Here is a 21,838-nt window from a genome sequence, read left to right on the forward strand (position 1 = left end):
GTATCACGCTCGACCCGTGATCGCTACAGGTTCGGCGCCAAGCGCCTGACTGCCGTTGCGACGGCGAGATACGCCGGCCCCGTCACGGCGAGGACGACGGCGAGGACCGCCCAGTCAGCTGCTCCCAGCGGTACGGTTCCGAAGTACCGGTTCAGCGGCGTGTAGAGGACGGCCAACTGGAGCGTGAGCGACGCAGCCACCGCGAGAGTGAGCCAGGGATTCGAGAACGTCGGTGTCTCCCTGAGCCACCGGATCGCGAACAGTTTCACGAACTCGATGAGGACGAAGCCCGTAAACACCATCGTCATCGCGTACGGGGTGATCGAAGGTGCGCCGTCGAGCGTATAGGTCATCAGACCCAACATAACGACGGTCGAGACGGTGCCCGTCCCGGCCATCAGGCCGAGCATCCCCCGGCCGACGATCCCTCGGTCGGGGTCTCTGGGCGACCGGTCCATGACCGCGCCGCTCTCGGGGTCGGTCCCGAGCGCGACCGCGGGGAGCCCGTCGGTCAGGAGGTTGATCCAGAGCAACTGGACCGCGGGGAGGACGAGATACCCCGCGAGCGACGCGATGAACACGAGCGCGACCTCGGCGACGTTGGCACTCAGGAGGTAGGCGACGAACTTCCAGACGTTGTCGAAGATTGCACGCCCGCGCCGGACGGCGGCGACGATCGTGGTGTAGTTGTCGTCGAGCAGGACGATGTCGCTGGCCTGTTTTGCCACGTCCGTCCCGCGGACCCCCATCGCGACGCCGATGTCGGCGTTTTTCAGTGCCGGCGCGTCGTTGACGCCGTCGCCGGTCATCGCCACCACGTGACCGTTGTCCTTGAGCGCCCGGAGGATGCGGACCTTGTGCTGGGGCGAAGTCCGGGCGAAGACATCGACGGACTCGACGCGCTCCCTGAGCGTCTCGTCGGTCATCGATTCGATCTCCCGGCCCTCCATGACCGCCCCGCCGATTCCCAGCGAGTCGGCGATCGCCGCGGCCGTCCGGACGTTGTCGCCGGTGACCATCTTCAGATCGATCCCCGCCTGGTCGGTCGCGGCGACCGCGTCGGCGACCTCCGCGCGAGCGGGGTCGATCATCCCGACCAGTCCGAGGAAGGTCAGCCCCGTCTCGATGTCGGCCTGGTCGGTCACGTCGGACCGGGCGGCCAGCGCGAGGACCCGAAGGGCGTCGTCTGCGAAGGCGTCTACCCGTTCGCGGATCCGGGTCGCCGTCTCGTCGGTCAGCGCCGCCGGGCCGTCGGAGGTCGACACCTCCGAACACATCGAGACGACCACCTCGGGCGCACCCTTGACGTAGCCGACATCGCCGTGGATCGTCCCCATCCACTTGCGTTCGGAGGAGAACGGGACCTCGTCGGTCCGGGGCGATTCCTCGCGGACCGTCCCGACATCGAGCCCGTAGTCCGCGGCCGCGGTCACCAGCGCCTGTTCGGTCGGATCGCCCTCCTCGGCCGTGGCGTCGTTACAGAGCACGGCGGCCCGAAAGAGGCGGTCCAGTCGGTCGTCGTCGGAGGCGGCGACAGGCGTTCCCTCGTCGGCTGTCGCGGTCGGCATTTGCTGGTCGGCTGTCGCGGTCGGTACCTCCTCACCAGAGAGGTCCACCACGGTGTCGTTGAGCCACGCGCGGCTGACGACCATCTCGCCTTCCGTCAGCGTCCCGGTTTTGTCGGTACAGATGACATCGACACCGCCCAGGGCTTCGACTGCCGGGAGTCGCCGGACGAGCGCGTTCTCGTCGGCCATCCGGCGGACGCCGAGCGCGAGCGTCAGGGTCACGACGGCCGGCAGTCCCTCGGGGACGGCCGCGACGGCCAGTGAAATCGCGGTCAGTCCGGCCTGGATCACAGGCGTATCCTGAACCAACAGGACCGGGATCACCAACGCGGTCAACCCCAGCACGCCCAGGCCGAGCAGCCGACCGAGTCGGTCGAGTTCGCCCTGGAGCGGCGTCTCCGTCTCTTCGGTGCCGGCCAACTCCCGGGCGATCGCCCCCACCTCCGTCTCCATCCCGGTAGCGGTCACGACGGCCACGCCGCGCCCGCGCGTGGCGTTGGTTCCCTTGTAGATCATCGAGGTCTGTTCGGCGAGCGGGGTGTCCTCCGGGACGGGCGCCGGGGACTTAGAGACGGGGACGCTCTCGCCGGTCAGCGCCGCCTCGTCGACCTCCAGCGAAGTCGTCTCCAGAAGCCGACAGTCCGCGGGAACCACGTCACCCCCCGCCAGTTCGATCACGTCGCCGGGCACGAGCGTCGCGGCGTCGACTTCGGCGGTCGTCCCGTCGCGGCGGACCGTCGCGGTCGGTGCGGTCAGTTCGCGCAGCGATTCGAGGCTCTGCTCGGCGCGGTAGTCCTGGACGAACCCGAAGACGCCGTTGGCGACGACGATGATCGCGATGAGGACGGCGTCGACCGCGTGGCCGGCCCAGAGCGACAGCGCCGCGGCCGCCAGCAGGACCCAGATCAGGACGCTGTCGAACTGCGTGAGGAAGATGTCGAACGCGCTCCGCTGTGCGCCGTCGGTGACCTCGTTTCGCCCGTGCGTTTCGAGCCGAGACGCTGCCTCTTCCGGCGTGAGCCCGTCGCTGCTCGATCCCAACTCGTCGAGGACTGCGTCGGTCTCCCGGGCGTGCGGTGGCGTCGGCACGCGTCGAACCTCTCCCCCCAGCTACATATTGATTTGCGCCCACCGGAAGGAGATCGGTCGGCTCCGACCGCTGTGAGCCCAGACTCCGCGCCGACGGCCCCGATTGTCGTGAGGCCGACCCCGCACAATAGTTACTACCCCTCGCACAGAACTAGTTACTGAACCAATATGTACGAGCGTGTTCTCGTCGCCACCGACGGCAGTGAGCCAGCGAACAGAGCGGTCGATCACGCGTTGAGCCTCGCACGGAAACACGGCTCCGAGGTCCACGCGCTCGCGGTCGTCGACACCGGCCGCTACGGCGAACCGGCGCTTAGCAGCAGCGAACTGGTCATCGACGAGCTGGAAGACCGTGCGAACGAAGTCCTGTCGACGATCCGCTCGCAGGGAGACGAGGCCGGCATCGAGGTAGTGACGAGGTGTGTCCACGGGGTTCCACACGACGAGATCGTGAGCTACGGGGAGTCGATCGACGCCGATGTCGTGATTCTTGGCTCACACGGGCTCTCACACACCGGCCACCACATCGGGAGTGTCGCGGATCGGGTCGCCCGCTCGACCACCCGACCGCTGATGCTGACCTAACCGTCCGCGGACCGACTGCTGTGGCCTATCGTCGTCGGCTCGGCCGCGTGACGTGTCGTCGTCGCGCACACCGACGAGGTTCTCGAACGCCTGGGTCGCCTCGTCTCCGGGGGCGGAATTAACTGTCGGCAGTACGAAACGGCTGTATGCGCGTCCTCGTGACGGGAGCGAGCGGGTTCGTCGGCGGGCATCTCGTCCCGGCGTTAGTCGACGCTGGTCACACGGTCGTCGCGATGGTCCGTGACAGCGACCGATACGATCCGCCGCCGGGCGTCGACGTGTACGAGGGCGATGTCCTCGACCCCGGCCTCACGCTTCCCACCGTCGACGCGGCGTACTACTTGATCCACTCGATGGCCGCCGACGGCGACTTCTCGGAACTCGACCGACGGGCCGCGCGGAACTTCGTCGCCGCGGCGGACGCCGCCGGAATCGACCGGATCGTCTACCTGGGTGGCCTCGGAGAGGACGACGCGGACCTCTCGGAACACCTGCGGTCCAGACGTGAGGTCGAACGACTCCTGGGCGAGGGTGCAGCCTCGCTGACGGTTCTCAGAGCCGCGATCATCATCGGTGACGGCTCGGCGAGTTTCGCCGTCATCCGACAGCTCGTCGAACGACTCCCCGTAATGGTGACACCGAGTTGGGTCCGGACGGACTGCCAGCCGATCTATATCGACGACGTGATCGCCTACCTCGTCGGTGTCCTGGCGGAACCGGCGACGGCCGGCCGGACGTTCGAGATCGGCGGCCCGGAGGTGCTCACCTACCAGGAGATACTCGTCCGGACGGCGTCGATTCACGTGGGGCGTCGACCGCTGATCGTCCCGGTACCCGTGTTGTCGCCGGGTCTCTCCGCACGCTGGCTCGGACTGGTCACCGACGTGCCCGTCAGTGTCGCGAAGCCGCTGGTCGACGGACTGAAAAACAGGGTCGTGGTCACCGACGACAGTATTACTGACCTCGTCGATGTCGAGTTGACACCCTTCGCGGAGGCCGTGCGGTTGGCACTCGACGCTGGCGCCGACCGGCATCGCGAGCGTGCACCGGCCTGATCCGTCGACGAATTCGTCGCCAGACCGGTCCGGTCACTCCGAGACCGGGCCTTCGTATTTCGACTTGATCCGGTCGCCGTCCCGCCACTGCCAGTAGTAATACCGATTATCGTTGATCGTCTTCTCGGTGAGGGTCGCGTTGGCCGGGACTCCCTCGGGTGTGTCCAGTCGGTCGCTCGGGTCGGCGTCCCGACCCTCCTGCTCGTCGCTTTCTTGCTGCTCGTCGTTTTCCCCCCGCTTATCGTTCCCGTGCCGCTCGTCTCGCCCCCTCTGGTCGTCGTGCACTCCCTGTTGCTCACGGTAGGTTGCGAGGTCGGTCGCGTACTCGGCGATCCGCCGGAGGTACGCTGGGTCCGCAGTCCGGAGCTCGTCGAGAACGGGCTCTGTGAGGTCATCGGGAGGCGTGGGTGGGTCGGTAGACACAGTATTAACCAACAATCGTCGTAGGATAATAGATGTGTTGGTTAATTCGCCGTCGAAGCTGCCGACACACCTCTATCGATGTGTTCGGTTCGGCTCCGGATCGTCCGGTGATCCCAGACACACCTCTATCGAAGTGTTCCAGTCGATGACAGATGGGCGATCGGTCGGTCCGACACATCGATAGAGGTGTGTGGCCGGCCGGTCGTGGTCGCGATCACGGAACTCCCGGAGACGGTGAGTCCCATGTGAGAACTGCCGATACCGGAGGCCGGTATCGGTATCTGAACAGTCGTAACACTCAGATATGGAACGTAGAGGCCTTGAGACCGGGATCGTCGGTCGGTAACCGATACCCACTTTGGGATCGAGTCGGCCATCGGACGGGACAGACACACCCCTCTATCGATGTGTTCGACAGGTCGCTGTGTGGGGGGAGAACCGCCGACCGGAGACCGAGAGTACCGTGGAGACGGAGGACAAGAGTGGGAAACGGCGACTGAAGCGGACGAGACGGACTGAAACGGCCCGATGAGGTGTCTTCCAAGATAAGAGACAACCAGGAACGTACGAGTGATCCCTCCCCCTGACGAGGCAAGGTCGAGCGAACACATCGAACACTTCGATAGAGGTGGGTGGGGGTGGTCTACTAGAACTAGCTTACTAGAACAGACTAGAAGAAGAAAGAACGGCCGAGAACCGTCCGGAGAGCGCTCTATACAGCCATATCGTCACAGTGCCACTCGCACTAAATGGACGAAAAATGCTGTCTTAGAGACTGAGAATGGTGAATATGATACTATCGTATTCACTGCCGGTACCACTCCGTCCGCGGCTCTCACCCCCTTCCCCTCCGCTCGCCCGAACACATCGATAGAGGGGTGTCTGTGTCCCCAGGAGTCGGACACATCGTCAGACCGATCGCAGATTTCACACGGTCTCGTCCCCGGGAGTCGATTGAGCCGAATATCACCCACCTTAGAAGCCCGATCTCACATCGATAGGGGTGGGGAAGTTATTTATCCCCGGCGTTGTTGGTGACTGCCATGGATACGGACGACGCTCAGGACAACACCGGGGACCGAGCGGCGTCGGAGGACGGCAGTTCGGAACAGACGAGTCTTTCCGACCCGATCGGTGCCACGGACGAGTCGCCCGAGCCGCCACCGTCGGAACACCCCGACGCCGTCGAGCCGGCCGAATCGACCGCTGGCTCCCCGACCGAGGAGCCGGCCGACTCGGACAGCGAGGGATCACAGTCCATCGAGGAGATGCTGTTGGAGTTCGACGAACAGGAGGGACTGATCCGGGACCGCTCGCTCATCGATCCGAACCACGTCGTCGAGGAGGATCGGATCGTCGGCCGCGACAAACAGCTTCAGGAGGTCACGAAGATGCTCCGCGTCGCGCTGGGAGACAACCGGCCGCCGAATCTGTTCCTGTACGGGCCGTCTGGGACGGGCAAGTCACTCATCACGAAGGCGGTGTGTAAGAACATCAGCCGGATCTGCGAGTCGAGGGACATCCGCTTTGGAACGGTCGAGGTCAACTGCCAGGATATCGACACCCTGGGTGTCGGCGTCTACGAACTCGCCTGCCGTGCAGCGGACGAAGCAAACGTCGAGGTCGAAGTCCCGAAACACGGCGTCGCGACCAAGGAGAAGTGGGACGAGCTGTTCCGGATCGTCAACGAGAACTTCGACTCGGTCGTCTTCGTCCTCGACGAACTCGACATGCTCGTCGGCCGGCGGGACAAGCAGGAACCGGCGTTCTCGCGGCTCCTGTACCAGCTGTCACGGGCGGGAGCAAACGACGAGCTGACGGCGTATCTCTCTGTCGTCGCGATCTCGAACGACACGAAGATGATGGAGTCGGTCGGCAGTCGCGCGCTGAGTTCCTTCACGCCGGAGGATGTCCACTTCGACGACTACGACGCCAACCAGCTCCAGGCGATCCTCCGTCGACGCCGCGACGCGTTTCACGAGGATGTCCTCGACGACGACGTGATCCCGCTGGCGGCAGCGTTCGCCGCACAGACCCACGGCGACGCCCGGAAAGCGATCGATCTGATGCGTGTCGCGGGCGAACTCGCGGAACGCCAGGGCGACGAGCGCGTGCGCGAACGACACGTTAGGGCGGCCCAGGACAAAGTCGAGAAGAACCGCGTTCTGGAGGTCGTCAGGGGGATCAGCCAACAGAAGAAGCTCTGTCTCTACGCGACGGCCGCCGTCGCCGACCAGACCGACGACGGCACGGCTCGCAGCACGACCGGCTACAAGGTGTATCAGTTCCTCACCGACTCGATCGACGCCGACCAGTACCACCAGGAGACGTACGTCAACAAGATGAAAGAGATGACGACGTACTCGCTGGTCGACTTCGAGCGACGCAGCCACGGGCCGAGTTCGGGGATGTTTCTGGAGTTCCAGTTCGGCGAGCGGCCGGCGACGATCCTGGAGACGCTGCGCGAGGACTCCCGGATCGAGGTCGCCGCGTCGGACGAAGTACAGAGCGTCGTCACCGCACAGCTCCGCAACGAGACCTGACCTCGCCCGCTGCGGTCGACCAGAACGCCACAGCACTGGTCCGTGACATGCCGGTATCGAACTGTCCTTGCCCTGCCACACACCGGTATCGACCTGTCTGTCCCGAGCCACACACCGTTATCGAAGTGTTCATTCCCCGCCACACACCGGTATCGAACTGTTTTCTCTGCCGGCGGTGTTCACCACGACTGAATAGGTTCTCGCCTGGAGGACACCCCTCTATCGATGTGTTCGTGTGGCTGCTGGACAATCTCGGTGTGTTCACACACCGCTATCGATGTGTTCGAAACGGACGCCTGTGGGTGAATATCGGTGTCTGACAGCGACGAGACGGCATACGCCTGGCTGACAAGTGTCTTACAAGCGTCCCGTCCCTGTATCGATGTGTTCGATAGCTAGGCGTCTGATTACTATCTCTAGATTTGGCCGGGATAGTACTAGAATCGAACTGACGGAGCACTCCCGGTCTTAACCAACAATGGGTCGAACACGCGCGAGCTGTTGGTTAAGACACTCGTGGATCCGATCGAACTTCGCGTACAGCGCCCGGCCAACCGCTCACGCTTCTCGGAAGCACACGCGTCTCCACTGTAGAAACTCACTCTGGGATCGCCGATGGGCAGCCAAAACAGGAGATCCGTCGACACGGACCCGTATTCACACGTCGGTGTCGGGACCGGAGGAACGGTCCGGTGCTCGTTGTTGTCGACGGCCCGGTTCGGGGCCGCGGTGCCGACCAGCGGGGCGTTCCAGTCAGGCGGAACGTCGCTACGGGGCCTGCGTCTCGCGGACACCGGTTCGTTCGACCAGATACTCTGAGATGGCGTAGGCCATCCACGCCTGACACCAGCGCATGAGCGTGATCCGTCGCGTCCGATATCTCGTCTTGCGGAAGTAGAACCGCTCCTCGCCGTCGAAGAGGTTCTCCAGCGTCCACTCGATGATCCGTCTCGCGAACGTGAACTCCCCGGCGTAGCTGAACACGAGGATCCCCTGTGCAGCGGCGTGGATATCCCGCGGGTAGGCGTCGTTCTCGTCGAAGTTGGGCGCGCCGTCGGCGGTGAACAGCGTTTCGCGATGGAAGGTCATCGCGTCGTCGATCGCCTCGTCGTAGCGGCCGTCCGCCGTCACGGTGCGGTAGTACTGGAGCGATTCGAGGATGAACCCGTTGTGGTGGGTGTCCATCGAGAGGTGGGAGGCGTCCGGTGGGTCGCGATACTTCCAGCCGCCGATAGGCTCTTGTCGATCGACGATGTGATCGAGGAGTTTCCGGGCGCGCCGCCGATGTCGGTCGTCCCCGAAGTACGCGTACAGATCCACGAGCAACCGCGCACCGAGGGCGCCCGCGTTGAGTGTGTAGTACGTTCCTGGGTGGTTCTGGCTGTACGTGATCCGCGCGGTTCCGTCGTCGAGTTCCGTGTAGTCGAGTTCGTTCTCGACGAGTTCGGCGGAACTGGCGGCTACACGGGCGTACGCGGGATCGAGGGTCGCGCCACGGAGGAGCGCCTTCACCGCGTAGGAGGTGACCACGGAGTCGGGCGTGTTCGGGCTGGCGTACCCCTGGAGGTCCTGCACGGCGTGGGGATGTCCGAGACCGAACCCGCTGTTTCCAGAGTCGTTGCTCTCGACGAGCCAGTCGAGGAGGTCTCGTGTCTCGCCGAGGTAGTCGATGTCCGTGTTCCTCGTGGGCCCGCGTATTTGTCGCAGTTCGTGGGCGTTCTGATTCGCCATCGCGAACAGCGCCGCTCCCTTGTAGTTTCGGCGTGGCTCGACGAGAAACAACCGACGAAGAAACGGCGGGCCGCGCTTGATGACCTCCTGGAAGGCGAGGTTGCTCCACTTGGTCTGGACGGGGACCGAACGCCAGACGCGGCTGCTCATCCCGTCGCAGTAATCCCATCCCAGATACTCCCGCTCGCGAGCGTACGCAAGCGACCGTTCGAGGAGGTCAAAGAGCGGGTCGACAGCTTCCGTCGTGGATGTATCGTATATCTCAGTCACGTGACTCACCGTGCGGTTCCCTGGGTCTGTGCTGGGGGACCCATCTTACCGATGTCTGAGGACACGCCGTAGTCGTTGTAATTCCGATCCTACCGCTGTCGCCGGAACCGGACGAGACGTGCCGTTTTCGTAAGCTCCGCTTACGTGTCCCCGCGACTGACAAAGACGGTCATAACAATCTTGACCGGATTCGATGGACGTGACAGTTATCCATCCATGAATCAGGGCGCCGAAGACGACGACGGAGTAACTGCTAACCGAGCCGCAACCGGGTCGAACACAGCGGACCGAGTCGATCGGAGAACGTTCCTCAAGACGGCGTGTGTGGCACCGATTATCGGCGCCGTCGGCGGTGGAGACGCCACCGGCGCGCGACAAACGACCGTCGATACGTCGACGATGACCGAACGGTACGTCGAGCCACCGATCAACGATGCCGCCGACGTGCTCAACACGATACAGGACGGTCAGTTGCTCGTGTTCCCGGCGGGGACGTTCCGGTGGGAAGAGACAGCCGTCGTCACTGCCAACAACTGGGGAATCCGCTGTAACCCCCGGACGAAGTTCGAAGTCCCGGCCGGACTCGGAGACGATTCCAACGGGCTTCTCCTCCGGACCATCGTCAACAACGATGTCGCCGACAACTTCTTGCTCGAGAACCTGTGGTTCCAGTCCCCGGGACGTGCCGCCCCCGGAATGCGACTCGGTGTCGAAACGAACGCACACGTCGACAGACTCCACTACGACCTCGACGGACCACAGAGCCAGGGACCTCAGGAGAACGCCCTCTCGGTGCTGGTCACAGAGCCCTCGGGGACGCTCCGGATCGACAACTTCAGACAGTACAACAACGGCGATATCGGCGGGTACGCGGGCGGGGAGAGTCGAATCGGTATCTTCGCCGGGCAGCGAAACCAGGGGACGATCCATCTCAGGAACCCCGTGTTGCAGGGCTTCCCCAACAACGCCTGTTACGTCTCGCGCCAGCCGGGGACGGTGATCGTCGAGGACGGACTCCTGATGAACAACAACGTCTCGGCGGTCCGTGTCTCCGGCGGCGTCGAAGTACGGGACACGACCATCGTCATCGACACCGAGCGGTATACGGACGGACCCGGTGTGATCGACGGTGGACAGCACAACACCCGCGGCGTCTGGGGCGACAACCGGGGGGCGGGGACTGACGGGGGACTGGTGACGAACTCGTCGTTCGTCCTGCACAACTTCGAACGGTCCAGCGGCCTCGTCGATATCCTCCAGAACCCGGTCGTGACGGTCCGAGACTCCCAGTTCTTGCTCGACGACAACGTCATCGCCGTCAACGCGGAGACGGCCTCCGTCAACGTACAGGGATCGACGATCGACGGGGGGTCGGTCGGCTCGATCGCCGGTGTCGGCACGATCCTCGGCAGCGGAAACACGGTCGCACCGAACATCTATCCGGGCACGCTCCCCGTCTCGTCGAACGCCGACGACCAGTTCGACTGGCGGACCGTCCACGAGGCGACACCGATCGAAGGGGCGTCGACACCCAGCTACGAGCACACGCTCTCGATCTGGGGCACCAACCGGGTCGACTACGAACTGACGACCACCGGGGAACTGGTCAAAGGGTCGGCGACGGAGGGCAGCGACGACGTGACCGAAAACAGCGACGGCACCTGGACGGCCACTGGTGCGGTCGACAGCGGTGATTTCGATACGTACACGTTCGACGGCCGGGTCCAATCCTGGAACACGACCGGCCCGCCGGACGGCTACAAGCTGGTGTTCAACGGCCGTCTAATCGTACGGGAGTAGTCTGAGAGCAGATGAACCCGGCAGATTTACCTGTCACACCGACACGGACACACGGATGAAACTCGGCGGATTCCACGACGGGACGCTGTCGGTCAGCCAGAACCGGGCCGTCCTCACCGAGACGACAGCGGGACTCACGCGAGTCGGGGAGCTCCCGGTCCCCGCCGGTGGTCGCGCCGGGCTCTCGTACAGGCTCACGACCGGCCGGGCGAAGTCCCTCCTCGGCCGGTACGTCGGGCGAGTCGCGTCGGTCAACGTCTGGCCCGTCTCCGCGACGACACTGGTCGCGTCGGCCGATCGCTGGCTGTTCGTCTCGCGGGACGGCGGTCGCACCTGGACGACGAGTCTCACGCTGCCGCAGTCTTCGGGCCCGATGGGCGTGCTCCCGAGCGCGTTCTGTGCGGCTAACGGGGCGTGGTACGTCGGTGAGTACCCGCTCGACACGGACGCCACTCCCCGCGTCAGGCGGTCGACCGACGCCGGACGATCCTGGTCGACGGTCTGTTCGCTCCCGTCCGTCCGACACGTCCATAGTGTCCAGACAGATCCCTACACCGGGGCCGTCTGGCTCACGACGGGCGACAGCGGCGACGGATGCGCGATCGGGCGCCTCCGTGACGGCACCGTCGAGCGGCTCGGCAGCGGGGACCAGCGCTGGCGTGCCGTCGAGCTAGCGTTTACGCCTTCGGCCGTGTTCTGGGGCATGGACAGCGTCTACGAGGCCGAGAAACCGATCTTCAGGGTCGACCGCTCGGCGTTCGGCGGGAGGCCCGAACCCAAGCGCGTCCACGATTTGGATAGCTCCGTCTACTACGCGACGACACTGGAGACGGGCGATGCCCACTGGATCGTCTTCTCGACCGCGATGGAGCCGGGCAGCGACAGCACCGCTCCGCAGGGAGCGCAAACGTCCTACTCGGAGCGAGCCCGCGTCGTGGCGGCGAGTTCGGCCACCGACTACTCGGAGTGGATCGAACTCGCGGCGTTCCAGAAGCGGCCCGTCCCGGCTGACACGGTCGATCTGGGCGGTGTCGTCCCGTCGGCGAACGCCTACGTCTTCCTCGCCAGCGACCCCGACCGCGGGCTCGTCCTCAACCCGTACAACACGGCACAGTTCGACGGCGCGCTCCTCCGAGTCACGCCCTCGATGCTCGATCGAGCGAGCCCCACGGAACCGACCGATTTCACCGTCCAGTACCGGTAGGGACCGACTTCACCGTCCGGAACCGCTACACACCGATTCCACCGTCCAGCGGTGCTGCCCGCTCACATGTAACCGAGATCCTGGAGCTGTGACTGAGTGCTCTTGCCGATCGACCTGCTCTCTCCCGCCGCCGCCGTATCGAGGTCGGCGACGCGGTCGCGCAACGCTGTCCGGAACGATTCGAGGCGGTCGGGGCCGGGGTCTTTGAGCTGCTCGTCGCGGTCGGCCCGGACATCGAAGAGGAACTCCCTGTCACCGTCGGTGACGTACTTGTGGACCCCGTCGGCGAGGACACGCCACCGCTCGCGGTCGGCCGGCTCCTCGCCGCCGGTGTGGGGGAGGAAGTCCTCGACGAGTGCGGTTCCGGACGGGTCCGGCCGGAGCCCGTCCCCGTCCGCTTCGGTCCCGGCCCCGACGAGCAGGTCGAACACGTCCGCCAGCTCGACCGGCGCTTCGACCCGCTCGGACGAGGACTGGCCCGGTGCTTTGACCAACAACGGCACGGTGACGTTGAGCTGGCGCGTGTAGTGGGGCGGTGTCCCGTCACGGTCGTACTCGCCGAGGGTCTTTCCGTGATCGGCGCAGACGACGATCAGCGTCTCGTCGAACCGGCCCTGGTGTCGGAGTGCGGCCAGCAGCTCCTCGACGCGGCGGTCCTGGTATCGGAGACTCGCGTCGTAGTACTCCATGACGCGGCGCCGCTCGGCCGGCGCGAGGTCGCGCCTCCCGAGGACGTACGCCAGGAGCTTCGTGTTCAACAGCCGCGGCTCGACGACCGAGGGCGGATCGAGGTCGAGCGCCCGAAACGCCGACCGGGGCGGGAAGTACGGGCTGTGGGCCTCCATGAGGTTCAGGAAAGTAAACGTCGGCGCCGAGAGCGGTGCGGTCCGTGCGAACCACCGCTCGGCGCGGTCGACGAGCCGGTCGGTGAAAAACCGGCGTTTCAGGAGGAAGACTGGCTGTCGTGCGGCCTGTGCCAGCAGCCTGTGGGCCGCCGACAGCATCCGGTCGCGGCGCCTGTGGACTCCGAGTCCGCCACGGCTCGTGAGTTCCAGGTCCCACTCGACGAACTCCTCGAACCCGCGGTCGAGCCCCGACAGCGAGCCGACCCATGGGTTGTTCGAGAAGCCCGCCGTCCGGTAGCCGGCCTCGGACAGCCGTTCGGTGAGGGTCGGGGTCGCCTCCGGGAGCCGACTGGTCGAGTCCGCGAACCCGCCGGTCACGCCGTGTTCGGACGGCGCCAGCCCGGTGAACATCGAGCAGTGCGAGGGAAGCGTCCAGGGGGCCGGCACGTACGCGCTGTCGTACCGGGTCGCCACGTCGGCGAGGGCGTCGAGGTTCGGTGTCGTCTCGCGGTCGTGTCCGTACGTCGAGGTCCGGTCCTTGCGGACCGAGTCGACGACGAGGAACAGAACGTCCGGCCGGTCGGTCATGGCTCCGCGGTCGAAGACGGGGGACATTGTTACTCACTCGCTAGTCGACACCCGCCGGGGCTGTCGGCGCTCGGTGCTGCCGCCGTCGGCCGGCCACAGCACGCGTTCGTGCTCGGCAGTGACCGCGTCCCAGTCGTACTGGAGCGCCGTCGCTCGGGCCGCCTGTCTGACCGCAGCGTGGCGGTCGGCGTCGGCGAGACACCGCGAGAGCCCTTCCTGGAGCCCCTCGCTCCCCGGAGCGTGAAGGTAGCCGTTCTCACCGTCCTCGATCAGCCGCCGATGTGGGTCGATATCCGTCGCGACGACGAGACAGCCGGCCGCCAGATATTCGAGCAGTTTCGCCGGGAAGCTGATCCGGTAGGACTCGATGTCCGAGAGCGGCGACAGCGCGACATCGGTCTCCGTGAGTAGCCCGGGGACCTCCTCGTGGGCGACGAACCCGTGCCAGACGACCCGGTCCTCGATCCCGAGTTCGCGCACTCGTGAGCGCAGGGCACGCACGTGGCTCTCGGGGCCGCTCCCGACGACGTGTAGCTCCAGGTCGAACGCCGATTCGGCGACGACTTCGAACACGCTGTCGAGCCCGCGGGTCAGGTGGACCGTCCCGACGTAGAGCAGTCGCCACGGCGCGTCCGGGTCCCGCTCGGCACGGGCCGGCGCTTCCATCGAGAACCGGTCGGTGTCGACCCCCATCGGGACGACCGCTGCGTCCGAGAGATCGATCCCGTACTGCCGTTCGGTGATCCGCTTGATCCCTTCGGTCAGACAGACTACGGCGTCGGCGTCGGCCAGGAGCCACCCGGTGACCGCTCCGTAGCCCCGGCGCACCGCCGCCGCGATCCTCGCTCCGATCGACTCGTCGGTCCCTGACTCGGCCGTCAGGTCGTCCGCCTGGCGGACGGGAACGGCCTGGAGCGAGACGACGAACCGTCCCCGACCGAGACGGGACGCGAGCCACCCCTGTGGCAGTTCGCTCTTGTAGCTGTACACCGCGTCGAAGCCTGTGAGAAGCGCTAGGACGGCGGCGTAGGCGGTCGATAGGAGGATAAACAGGGCTCCCGAGACGACCGGCACCTCTCCGGTGTCGAGCACGTGAAAGACGAGTCCGTCGGGGCCGCCGGGGTCGTCGCGGCCGCTCGGGCGCCGCCGACACACCACGTGGACGGTGTGTGACTCCGCGAGCGACCGAGACAGGTAGTACCCCTGTGTCGATCCGAACGGCGATGTCAGATCCCGCGACTGTACCATCAGTATCGACCGGTCGGACTGCCCCATCGGTGCCCGATAGTTCCCGTCCCGGCAGTTTGTTATGCCACACCTATCTCGGTTCGGAGCGCCGATCAGTCGCTTCGATCCACCGTCGGCGTCGACTGGAACCACGTCCGGACGTTCTTGAGGACGCTGTAGGCCGACTCGGAGGCCCACATCTGTACGCCACCGGAGTTGACGACGTAGTAGGGACGCAGTTCGGGGCCGAACTTGGACTTGAACTTCGAGAGCCGATACTCCCCGGCACCCACCATGTCGTAGTTCGTGATCCCCGACAGCTCGGGGTCGTCGGCGATGTCCCGGATGATCGCCCAGTGCAACAGGCTGTTGATCGAGATGTGCTGGTACTCCGCGCGCACGCCACCGAGCCAGAACGAAGCCGTATCCCCGGAGTAGAGGACGACGATACCACTGAGAAACTCCCCGTCCGGGCGCCGTGCGACGTAGGTCCGGCTCTTGTCGTCGATGGCTTCGACCACGCCGCGAACGAACGGCCAGGTGAGCCCGTAGTACTCGTCCTGTTCGGCGAAGCGGGCTTTGGTCTGTTCGAACACACGCCGGGTGTCGGCCCTGTTGCCCTGCTCGACGATCACGTCGAGGTCGTTCCCCTTCCGGATCTCACGGCGACGGGACTTCGAGAACCGTTGCATGATCTCCTCGGCGGACCGCCCGTCGATCTGGAGGCGATAGGTGAACGACGTGTCGACCGAGAGGTCTTCCCACTCGTAGGGCCGCGGGTCAGTGTACTCCGGGCCGTTGACGAGGAAGACGAGGGTTCGGCTGTCGATCTCCAGATCGTCGAGGACACCCCGGGTAAACCGCGTGTTGACGCGTTCGCACTTCCGCACTTTGGGGCTCGTCGGCTGCAAGACCACACCCAGGTACGGGACGTGCATCCCGGGTGGCGGTGACGAGATGGTCCGGATACCGAGCGGGTTGCGGTTGATAAACACCGGAAGCAGCCCGACCAGATGATCGCCCTTCCAGCCGGCGTAGAGTGTGAGTTCGTCGGTGCCGCTGTGTTCGGCCAGCAGTTCGAGCAGTTCGGGACGGTGAAACACCTGATGACCCGTCTCGGGCAGCTCCGCCGCCCAGTCCGAGAGCGAGATGCGTTCGATGTTCATCTGCTCGGCGCCTCCGTCGGGCCTGCCCGCTCGGGTGCCACGTCCCGCCAGTACGCTCGGAAATCCACTCGATCAGCCACTGGATGGCCCGTCTCGACGATCGTAGGCGGAGCGGTCCAGGCGTCTTTCATCACTGGCTCAAATTTGTCTGATCTACTTTGTTATGCCACTTCATCCCGCGGTTACGACGGTATACGGTGTTCGCCCGTTCGCTGAAACATACCCCCTCTGGCGGCTGTACTCCGGAAATCTGGGCATAACAAAACAACGTGGTTCCCTCCCCTACTCCTGATGCGTCGCGAGCCGAGCACCGGACAGGCTGAGTCGGACGACAGGGCGGACGACCGCCCCGTCGAGTTGCTCGTCGTCGGCACGTTCGGCGGCGGCGGGATCCATCAGTACATCGACGAACAGGTCGACCGCTTCTCGGACGGGATCGCCGTCTCGACGTTCGACATGATCGCCGCGCCGACGGGGAGCGGTCCGGGTTGGTTTCTCACGTCGACGCTGCGTTCGCTCTCGGCGGCCCTTCGGTTCCCGTTCCGATCGCGACCCGACCTGGTCCACGTCCACGCGTCACACCGTTTCTCCTTCTACCGGGCCGCGTTCTACGTCCTGTTTGCCGCGTACGTGTGGCAGTGTCCGGTCGTCCTCCACATCCACGGCTCGTCGTTCGACGAGTTCGCACGGACCTCCGACCAAGGGGTCAGGCTGCTCCAGGACCTCGTCTTCGACGCCGCTGACAGGATCGTCGTCCTCTCGGAGTACTGGCGGGAGGTGTTGTCCCGCCGGACCGACCCCGAGAAACTCCGCGTGTATCCAAACGCCGTCGATCCCGACGAGTACACACCCGCCTACGAGGCCGACCGACCGCGGATCGTCTTCGTGTCGAACCTCTACGAACGCAAAGGCGTCGCGACGCTCGTCGAGGCGCTTGATGCCCTCGCCGACGACGACCCGCAGTTCCGGGCGGAGATCGCCGGCAAGGGACCGCTGGTCGACCAGGTCGAGGCCCTGGCCCAGCGCCACGACGCCGTCCGGTACCACGGCTACGTCTCCGAGCAGCGCAAGCGCGAACTGCTGGAGCAGGGAACGATCTACGTCCTCCCGACACACGCCGAAGGGTTACCGATCGCGATGCTGGAAGCGATGGCCGGCGGGAACGCGATCGTCTCCACGACGGTCGGTTCGATCCCGGAAGTGATCGGCGACGAGAACGGCCGACTCGTCGAACCCGGCGACACGGCCGCCCTGACCGAAGCTCTCTCGGAACTGATCGAGGCACCCGAAGCCGTCGCCGAGATGGGGCGGCGCAACCGAACGCTCGTGGAAACGGAGTACGACTGGGATAGCATCCAGACTCGACTGGAGCGACTCTACGTCGAGGAACTCCTCGACTGAGATCCGGCCGAATCGAGACCCCGGCGACTGCGGACGCCGTGCCCCGTCCCGATCGGCGGCGAACGAGCGGCCCACGGTGGCTCATTTTCGCGACGGGACGTAGCACGTAGCGACTCGCTGACCGTCTCCCGATGGGTGGCGGTGACAGACTACGTCGTCGGCGAGGTACCCAGCGAGGCGACGATCAGGACTCCGCCGGTGTCGATACCCTGGCCTGACCGCAGCGAGTTATTGATAGGTGTGTTACACTAACATCGCAGTCGCGAAGGCCTGCGCCGCCGACGAACGTCGCAGGCAGTCCCTAACGACGGGATACGACCGTCTTACCAGTAGTAATTTCTACATATCGACCCGGGTGGATCAGTGTAGCTCGCCGTAAAGTGATACGTAACAGGTATCCACTGAACTCAGAGTCGAATCCAACCTGTACATACGCTTAAGTTTTAGGTCTTTCCTACCCCTGGTATGGTCCGCATACCTGGCCGTGAGGACGTTAGTTCGGCTGACGACACAGGAGCTGATAGTCAGAGTAGTGACAGTAAGGACATCGAAACGGGGCGGTTGGCCGACGGGCTGGGTCGCCGCGGCTTCCTGAAGGGGACGGTGGCGGCGACGCTCGCCGGCCTGTACGGCACGGGCTCCGTCGCGGCGGCGACGGACTCACCGGTCGACGAGTCGGTGATGTCCGAGACACAGGTCGATGTCTCCCAGGGTGAGGAAGTGTCCGGCATCGTCGAGAACGTCAGTAACGGCGAGATACTCGTGTTCCCGTCGGGGCGATTCCGGTGGTCCGACGAGGCACAGGTCTTCGCCGAGGACTGGGGGATCCGATGTCAGAGCGACACGGTGTTCGAAGTCCCGGCCGGCTACGGCGACGGCGACAAGGGGCTGGTCCTCCGGACGAAGTCCGGGAGCCTCTCCGCGGACAACTACTTCCTGGAGAACCTGACCTTCGACTCGTCGGGTCGTGCCGCACCGGGGATGCGTCTGTCGACCCGGAAGGCTGCCCACATCCGCGGGCTCAACTACGCGATGAACGGGCCCAAGACCTTCCAGGAACACGGCAACGGGATCGCCGCGATGACGCTCAACTCCGACGGGATCTTCCGCATCGACGACTACCGACAGTTCAACAACGGCGACATCGGCGGCTACGCCGGCGGGGACAGCCGTGTCGGTATCTTCGTCGGCGGCCAGAACGACGGGACGATCCACCTCAAGAACCCGGTCCTCCAGGGGTTCCCGAACAACGCCTGCTACGTCTCGCGCCAGCCCGGGACGGTAGTCGTCGAGGGCGGCCTGCTGATGAACAACAACGTCTCGGCGGTCCGTGTCGGGGGCGGTGTCGAAGTTCGCGACACGACCGTCGTCATCGATGTCGACGACTACACCGACGGCGACGGAGTGCTGGATGCCTCGGTACACAACACCCGCGGACTCTGGGGAGACAGCCGTTCGTCCGGATCCAACGGCGGGGTCGCCCGGAACGTCTCGTTTATCATCCGGAGCTACCAGCGCAGTTCCGGACTCGCCGCGATGCTCGAAAACGACAGCATGACCGTCGAGGACAGCCAGTTCCTCCTCGAGACCGACATCACCGGCGTCCAGCCCGGTGACTACGAGATCGCGGTCCGCAACTCCGATTTCGCCGGCTCCGCATCGGGTGCAATCGCGGGTTCGGGGTCGATCCCCGGAGACAACAACCGGGTCGCGTCGAACATCGATCCCGGGTCGGTCTCGACCTCCGGGACGAACGCGACGTTCGACTGGTCACAGACCCACCCCGAGACGCCGAACCGGCAGTCGAACTCGACGGACGACACGTCGGACTCGACTGACGACACGTCCGACTCGACGGATGATACGTCGGATTCGACCGACGACAACACGGACGATTCGACCGAGGAACCCTCAGACGACACCGACGCGACAGTTCGGACTCTGGAGATCCGCTCGGCCAACGGCACCGGCTGGTGGAACTACACGCTGACGACCAGCGGACAGCTGGAGAACACGTATTCGGGTGACGAAGAGGAGATCACGCAGGACGGCGACGGCAGCTACACCGCGCAGGGCGTCGTCGGCAACGGCGGCAGCGACTACTTCGACTTCACGGGTGAGATCACGGCCTTCTCCGCCGAAGTCGAGTCCAGCGACTACACGATCCTCGTCGACGGCGAGGATGTCACCGACACCCTCACGACCGACAGCTCCGCTGGCGACGACACCGACGACAGCGACACGACCGACTCGACGACGGAACGGACCCTGGAGGTCCGTTCGGCCAACGGCACCGGCTGGTGGAGCTACTCGCTGACGACCGACGGCACCCTGGAGAACACGTACTCGGGCGACGAGGAACCGATCACGCAGAACGGCGACGGGAGCTACACCGCACAGGGCGTCGTCGGCAACGGCGGCAGCGACTACTTCGACTTCACGGGTGAGATCACGGCCTTCTCCGCGGAGGTCGACGCCGGCGACTACACGATCCTCGTCGACGGCGAGGATGTCACCGACAGCGTTGGGACCGACAGTTCCTCCAGCGACACCGACACCAGCGACGACAGCGACACCACGCAGTACGAGAACCGAACCATCGAGGTCCGCTCGGCCAACGACACCGGCTGGTGGAGCTACGCGCTGACCACCGACGGGACCCTGGAGAACAAATACAGCGGCGACAAGGAAGAGATCACGCAGAACGGCGATGGGAGCTACACCGCACAGGGCGTCGTCGGCAACGGCGGCAGCGACTACTTCGACTTCGACGGCGAGATCGTCGGCTTCTCCGCGGAGGTCGACGCCAGTGACTACGCGATCTTCGTCGACGGTGAGAACGTCACCACGTCCGTGACCAACTGAGCGGCCCCCTCGACGGGGTCGCCGCTCGGATCAGAGCAACGCGCGGATCTGTCTGATGTCCCGCCGCGTGAGACCGCCGACGGAGTAGACGACCGTGAAGTAGACGCTGGCACCGACGAGCGGGTAGACGACGAGCCGGAGAATCGCGCTGTCGGGCGTGACGACGAGATAGACGAGAACGACCGCCATGACGACCGAGCTAAAGGTGGACTTGGCGATCCGTCGGGTCGGAATCGGGATCGCGATGTGCTGGCGTACGTAGTAGTAGATGTATCCCAGCCGGATGGCCATACTGACTGCCATCGCGATCGCCGCCCCCATGAGGCCGACCACCGGGATGAGCGCGACGTTCAGCCCGAAGTTCGTGAGGAACGCGATCATGGTGCCCTTGGCGACCTTGCCGGTCTCCTCGGCGGCGTTGAGGACGTAGGTCAGGACCGTCTCGAACCCCCGGAAAATGAACGAGACGGTCACGACCGGGACCAGCAGCCACCCCTCGGTCGCCACCGTCTCGGTAGCGAGCAGACGCAAGACGGGTTCGGCAAGCAGAGTCAATCCGAAGAGGATCGGGATGGTCAACAGGACGTACCCGATCAGGAAGTTGTAGTAGAACCGCCGGATGTCGGCGGTGTCGCCCTCGTCCCAAGCCGACGTGATCGTCGGGTACAGCGTGGAGTTGAACACGTTCGTGAGGTTCGGGAACAGCGCCGCCACGCCGTAGGCGACCGAGTAGATCCCGACCGCCGTCGGACCGAGCAAGAAGAGGACGATGAACCGGTCGGACTCGGAGAGCATCTTGTGCGAGAACTCCTTGAACACCATCGGCGAGCAGTAGGAGAGATATCGTCTGACGTTCCCGACCTCCGGGAGGCGGAGCCGCTGTGGCAGATAGATGAGCGCGACGACCGCGTAGACCACGACCATCGCGACGACGATCGACAGCAGTCCGGCGGCGATGTTGCGGGTGATCGTCAGCGTCGCCACGAGCGCCGCCGTCTGGAACGTCTGTGTCACCAGTGTGATGAGCTCGTACCGTTTCACCTGATTTTGCGCGCGCGGGATGTTTTTGACGATCTGGCCGAATATCTGTGCGACGACGAGCATCGCCGCGATGACGGGGATCGACAGCCCGACCACCGTCTCGCTGAGCTGGACGACATCCAGGAGATCGATCGTGACCGGCACCAACAGACCGACCAGCGCTGCCGTGACGACCGCCATCGCCAGCAGGTCCGAGACGGTCTGGCCGTCGGTCTCCTCGTTCGGGCCGTACCGGATCAGGGCGCCGTGGAGGTGGAGCCCCCCGACGCCGGCGTAGATCGTGACGACGGAGAACACCAGCGTCCACACCCCGTAGGTGTCGACGCCGATCAGTTTCGTGATGATCGGGACGACGAGGATGCCCCTGGAGAGAGAGACGATCTGCCGGAACAGGGAGACGCCCGAATCGGTGAGGACTTTTCTGAAATCCATCGGCT

Annotated in this window: 14 protein-coding genes; 7 read left to right on the forward strand and 7 right to left on the reverse strand. The window is 65.0% G+C overall.

Annotated features, from left to right (window positions below; translation table 11 throughout):
* Positions 1-23: 23 nt before the first annotated feature.
* Positions 24-2,657 carry a cation-translocating P-type ATPase gene (locus tag P1L40_RS20190; RefSeq protein ID WP_284011182.1) on the reverse strand — a complete coding sequence of 878 codons (2,634 nt, stop codon included), beginning with the start codon at positions 2,655-2,657 and terminating at the stop codon, positions 24-26.
* A gap of 168 nt (positions 2,658-2,825) precedes the next feature.
* Between P1L40_RS20190 and P1L40_RS20195 the strand changes: the two genes are divergently transcribed.
* Both P1L40_RS20195 and P1L40_RS20200 read left to right on the forward strand, forming a co-directional pair.
* Positions 2,826-3,242, forward strand: coding sequence for a universal stress protein (locus tag P1L40_RS20195; protein ID WP_284011183.1), 417 nt, complete (start codon positions 2,826-2,828; stop codon positions 3,240-3,242).
* A gap of 146 nt (positions 3,243-3,388) precedes the next feature.
* Positions 3,389-4,297 carry an NAD(P)H-binding protein gene (locus tag P1L40_RS20200; protein WP_284011184.1) on the forward strand — a complete coding sequence of 303 codons (909 nt, stop codon included), beginning with the start codon at positions 3,389-3,391 and terminating at the stop codon, positions 4,295-4,297.
* Positions 4,298-4,330: 33 nt separating this feature from the next.
* Here the strand turns inward: P1L40_RS20200 and P1L40_RS20205 are convergent, their stop codons facing one another.
* Positions 4,331-4,720, reverse strand: a complete 390-nt coding sequence (locus tag P1L40_RS20205; RefSeq protein WP_284011185.1) for a DUF6788 family protein — start codon at positions 4,718-4,720, stop codon at positions 4,331-4,333.
* Positions 4,721-5,988: 1,268 nt separating this feature from the next.
* On the opposite strand from P1L40_RS20205, the gene P1L40_RS20210 reads away from it, so the two are divergent.
* Positions 5,989-7,263, forward strand: coding sequence for an orc1/cdc6 family replication initiation protein (locus P1L40_RS20210; protein ID WP_419181209.1), 1,275 nt, complete (start codon positions 5,989-5,991; stop codon positions 7,261-7,263).
* Positions 7,264-8,031: 768 nt separating this feature from the next.
* On the opposite strand, the gene P1L40_RS20215 is transcribed toward P1L40_RS20210, so the two are convergent.
* Positions 8,032-9,264 carry an antibiotic ABC transporter permease gene (locus tag P1L40_RS20215; protein ID WP_284011187.1) on the reverse strand — a complete coding sequence of 411 codons (1,233 nt, stop codon included), beginning with the start codon at positions 9,262-9,264 and terminating at the stop codon, positions 8,032-8,034.
* 324 nt (positions 9,265-9,588) lie between these two features.
* Here P1L40_RS20215 and P1L40_RS20220 point away from each other — a divergent pair, with 324 nt between their 5' ends.
* A complete protein-coding gene (locus tag P1L40_RS20220; protein WP_284011188.1) occupies positions 9,589-11,064 on the forward strand; it encodes a hypothetical protein in 1,476 nt (491 codons plus the stop codon).
* Positions 11,065-11,119: 55 nt separating this feature from the next.
* A complete protein-coding gene (locus P1L40_RS20225; RefSeq protein ID WP_284011189.1) occupies positions 11,120-12,268 on the forward strand; it encodes a WD40/YVTN/BNR-like repeat-containing protein in 1,149 nt (382 codons plus the stop codon).
* 62 nt (positions 12,269-12,330) lie between these two features.
* On the opposite strand, the gene P1L40_RS20230 is transcribed toward P1L40_RS20225, so the two are convergent.
* The 3 genes from P1L40_RS20230 to P1L40_RS20240 form a co-directional block, all read right to left on the reverse strand.
* The gene (locus P1L40_RS20230; RefSeq protein WP_284011190.1) at positions 12,331-13,728 is read right to left on the reverse strand and encodes a sulfatase; all 1,398 of its coding nucleotides are present in this window, start codon (positions 13,726-13,728) and stop codon (positions 12,331-12,333) included.
* Between the two features lie 6 nt (positions 13,729-13,734).
* Positions 13,735-14,949: a glycosyltransferase family 4 protein gene (locus tag P1L40_RS20235; RefSeq protein WP_284011191.1), complete on the reverse strand. Its 1,215-nt coding sequence runs from the start codon at positions 14,947-14,949 to the stop codon at positions 13,735-13,737.
* Positions 14,950-15,041: 92 nt separating this feature from the next.
* Positions 15,042-16,094, reverse strand: coding sequence for a GNAT family N-acetyltransferase (locus P1L40_RS20240; RefSeq protein ID WP_284011192.1), 1,053 nt, complete (start codon positions 16,092-16,094; stop codon positions 15,042-15,044).
* Between the two features lie 291 nt (positions 16,095-16,385).
* Between P1L40_RS20240 and P1L40_RS20245 the strand changes: the two genes are divergently transcribed.
* Entirely contained in the window at positions 16,386-17,495 is a 1,110-nt protein-coding gene (locus P1L40_RS20245; RefSeq protein ID WP_284011193.1) for a glycosyltransferase family 4 protein, read from the forward strand.
* A 465-nt stretch (positions 17,496-17,960) separates the two neighbouring features.
* Positions 17,961-20,360, forward strand: a complete 2,400-nt coding sequence (locus tag P1L40_RS20250; RefSeq protein WP_284011194.1) for a hypothetical protein — start codon at positions 17,961-17,963, stop codon at positions 20,358-20,360.
* A gap of 30 nt (positions 20,361-20,390) precedes the next feature.
* Here P1L40_RS20250 and P1L40_RS20255 read toward each other — a convergent pair whose 3' ends face one another.
* Positions 20,391-21,833: a lipopolysaccharide biosynthesis protein gene (locus tag P1L40_RS20255; protein ID WP_284011195.1), complete on the reverse strand. Its 1,443-nt coding sequence runs from the start codon at positions 21,831-21,833 to the stop codon at positions 20,391-20,393.
* Positions 21,834-21,838: the final 5 nt, after the last annotated feature.

The sequence above is a fragment of the Haloarcula pelagica genome, from assembly GCF_030127105.1.
GTDB classification, from domain to species: domain Archaea; phylum Halobacteriota; class Halobacteria; order Halobacteriales; family Haloarculaceae; genus Haloarcula; species Haloarcula pelagica.

What these genes read in the sequence shown, in the direction of transcription:
- P1L40_RS20195 (WP_284011183.1), top strand. Translation starts at nt 2,826, where the DNA reads ATGTACGAGCGTGTTCTCGTCGCCACCGACGGCAGTGAGCCAGCGAAC.
- P1L40_RS20200 (WP_284011184.1), top strand. Translation starts at nt 3,389, where the DNA reads ATGCGCGTCCTCGTGACGGGAGCGAGCGGGTTCGTCGGCGGGCATCTC.
- P1L40_RS20210 (WP_419181209.1), top strand. Translation starts at nt 5,989, where the DNA reads ATGCTGTTGGAGTTCGACGAACAGGAGGGACTGATCCGGGACCGCTCG.
- P1L40_RS20225 (WP_284011189.1), top strand. Translation starts at nt 11,120, where the DNA reads ATGAAACTCGGCGGATTCCACGACGGGACGCTGTCGGTCAGCCAGAAC.
- P1L40_RS20230 (WP_284011190.1), bottom strand. Translation starts at nt 13,728, where the DNA reads ATGTCCCCCGTCTTCGACCGCGGAGCCATGACCGACCGGCCGGACGTT.
- P1L40_RS20235 (WP_284011191.1), bottom strand. Translation starts at nt 14,949, where the DNA reads ATGGTACAGTCGCGGGATCTGACATCGCCGTTCGGATCGACACAGGGG.
- P1L40_RS20240 (WP_284011192.1), bottom strand. Translation starts at nt 16,094, where the DNA reads ATGAACATCGAACGCATCTCGCTCTCGGACTGGGCGGCGGAGCTGCCC.
- P1L40_RS20245 (WP_284011193.1), top strand. Translation starts at nt 16,386, where the DNA reads ATGCGTCGCGAGCCGAGCACCGGACAGGCTGAGTCGGACGACAGGGCG.
- P1L40_RS20250 (WP_284011194.1), top strand. Translation starts at nt 17,961, where the DNA reads ATGGTCCGCATACCTGGCCGTGAGGACGTTAGTTCGGCTGACGACACA.
- P1L40_RS20255 (WP_284011195.1), bottom strand. Translation starts at nt 21,833, where the DNA reads ATGGATTTCAGAAAAGTCCTCACCGATTCGGGCGTCTCCCTGTTCCGG.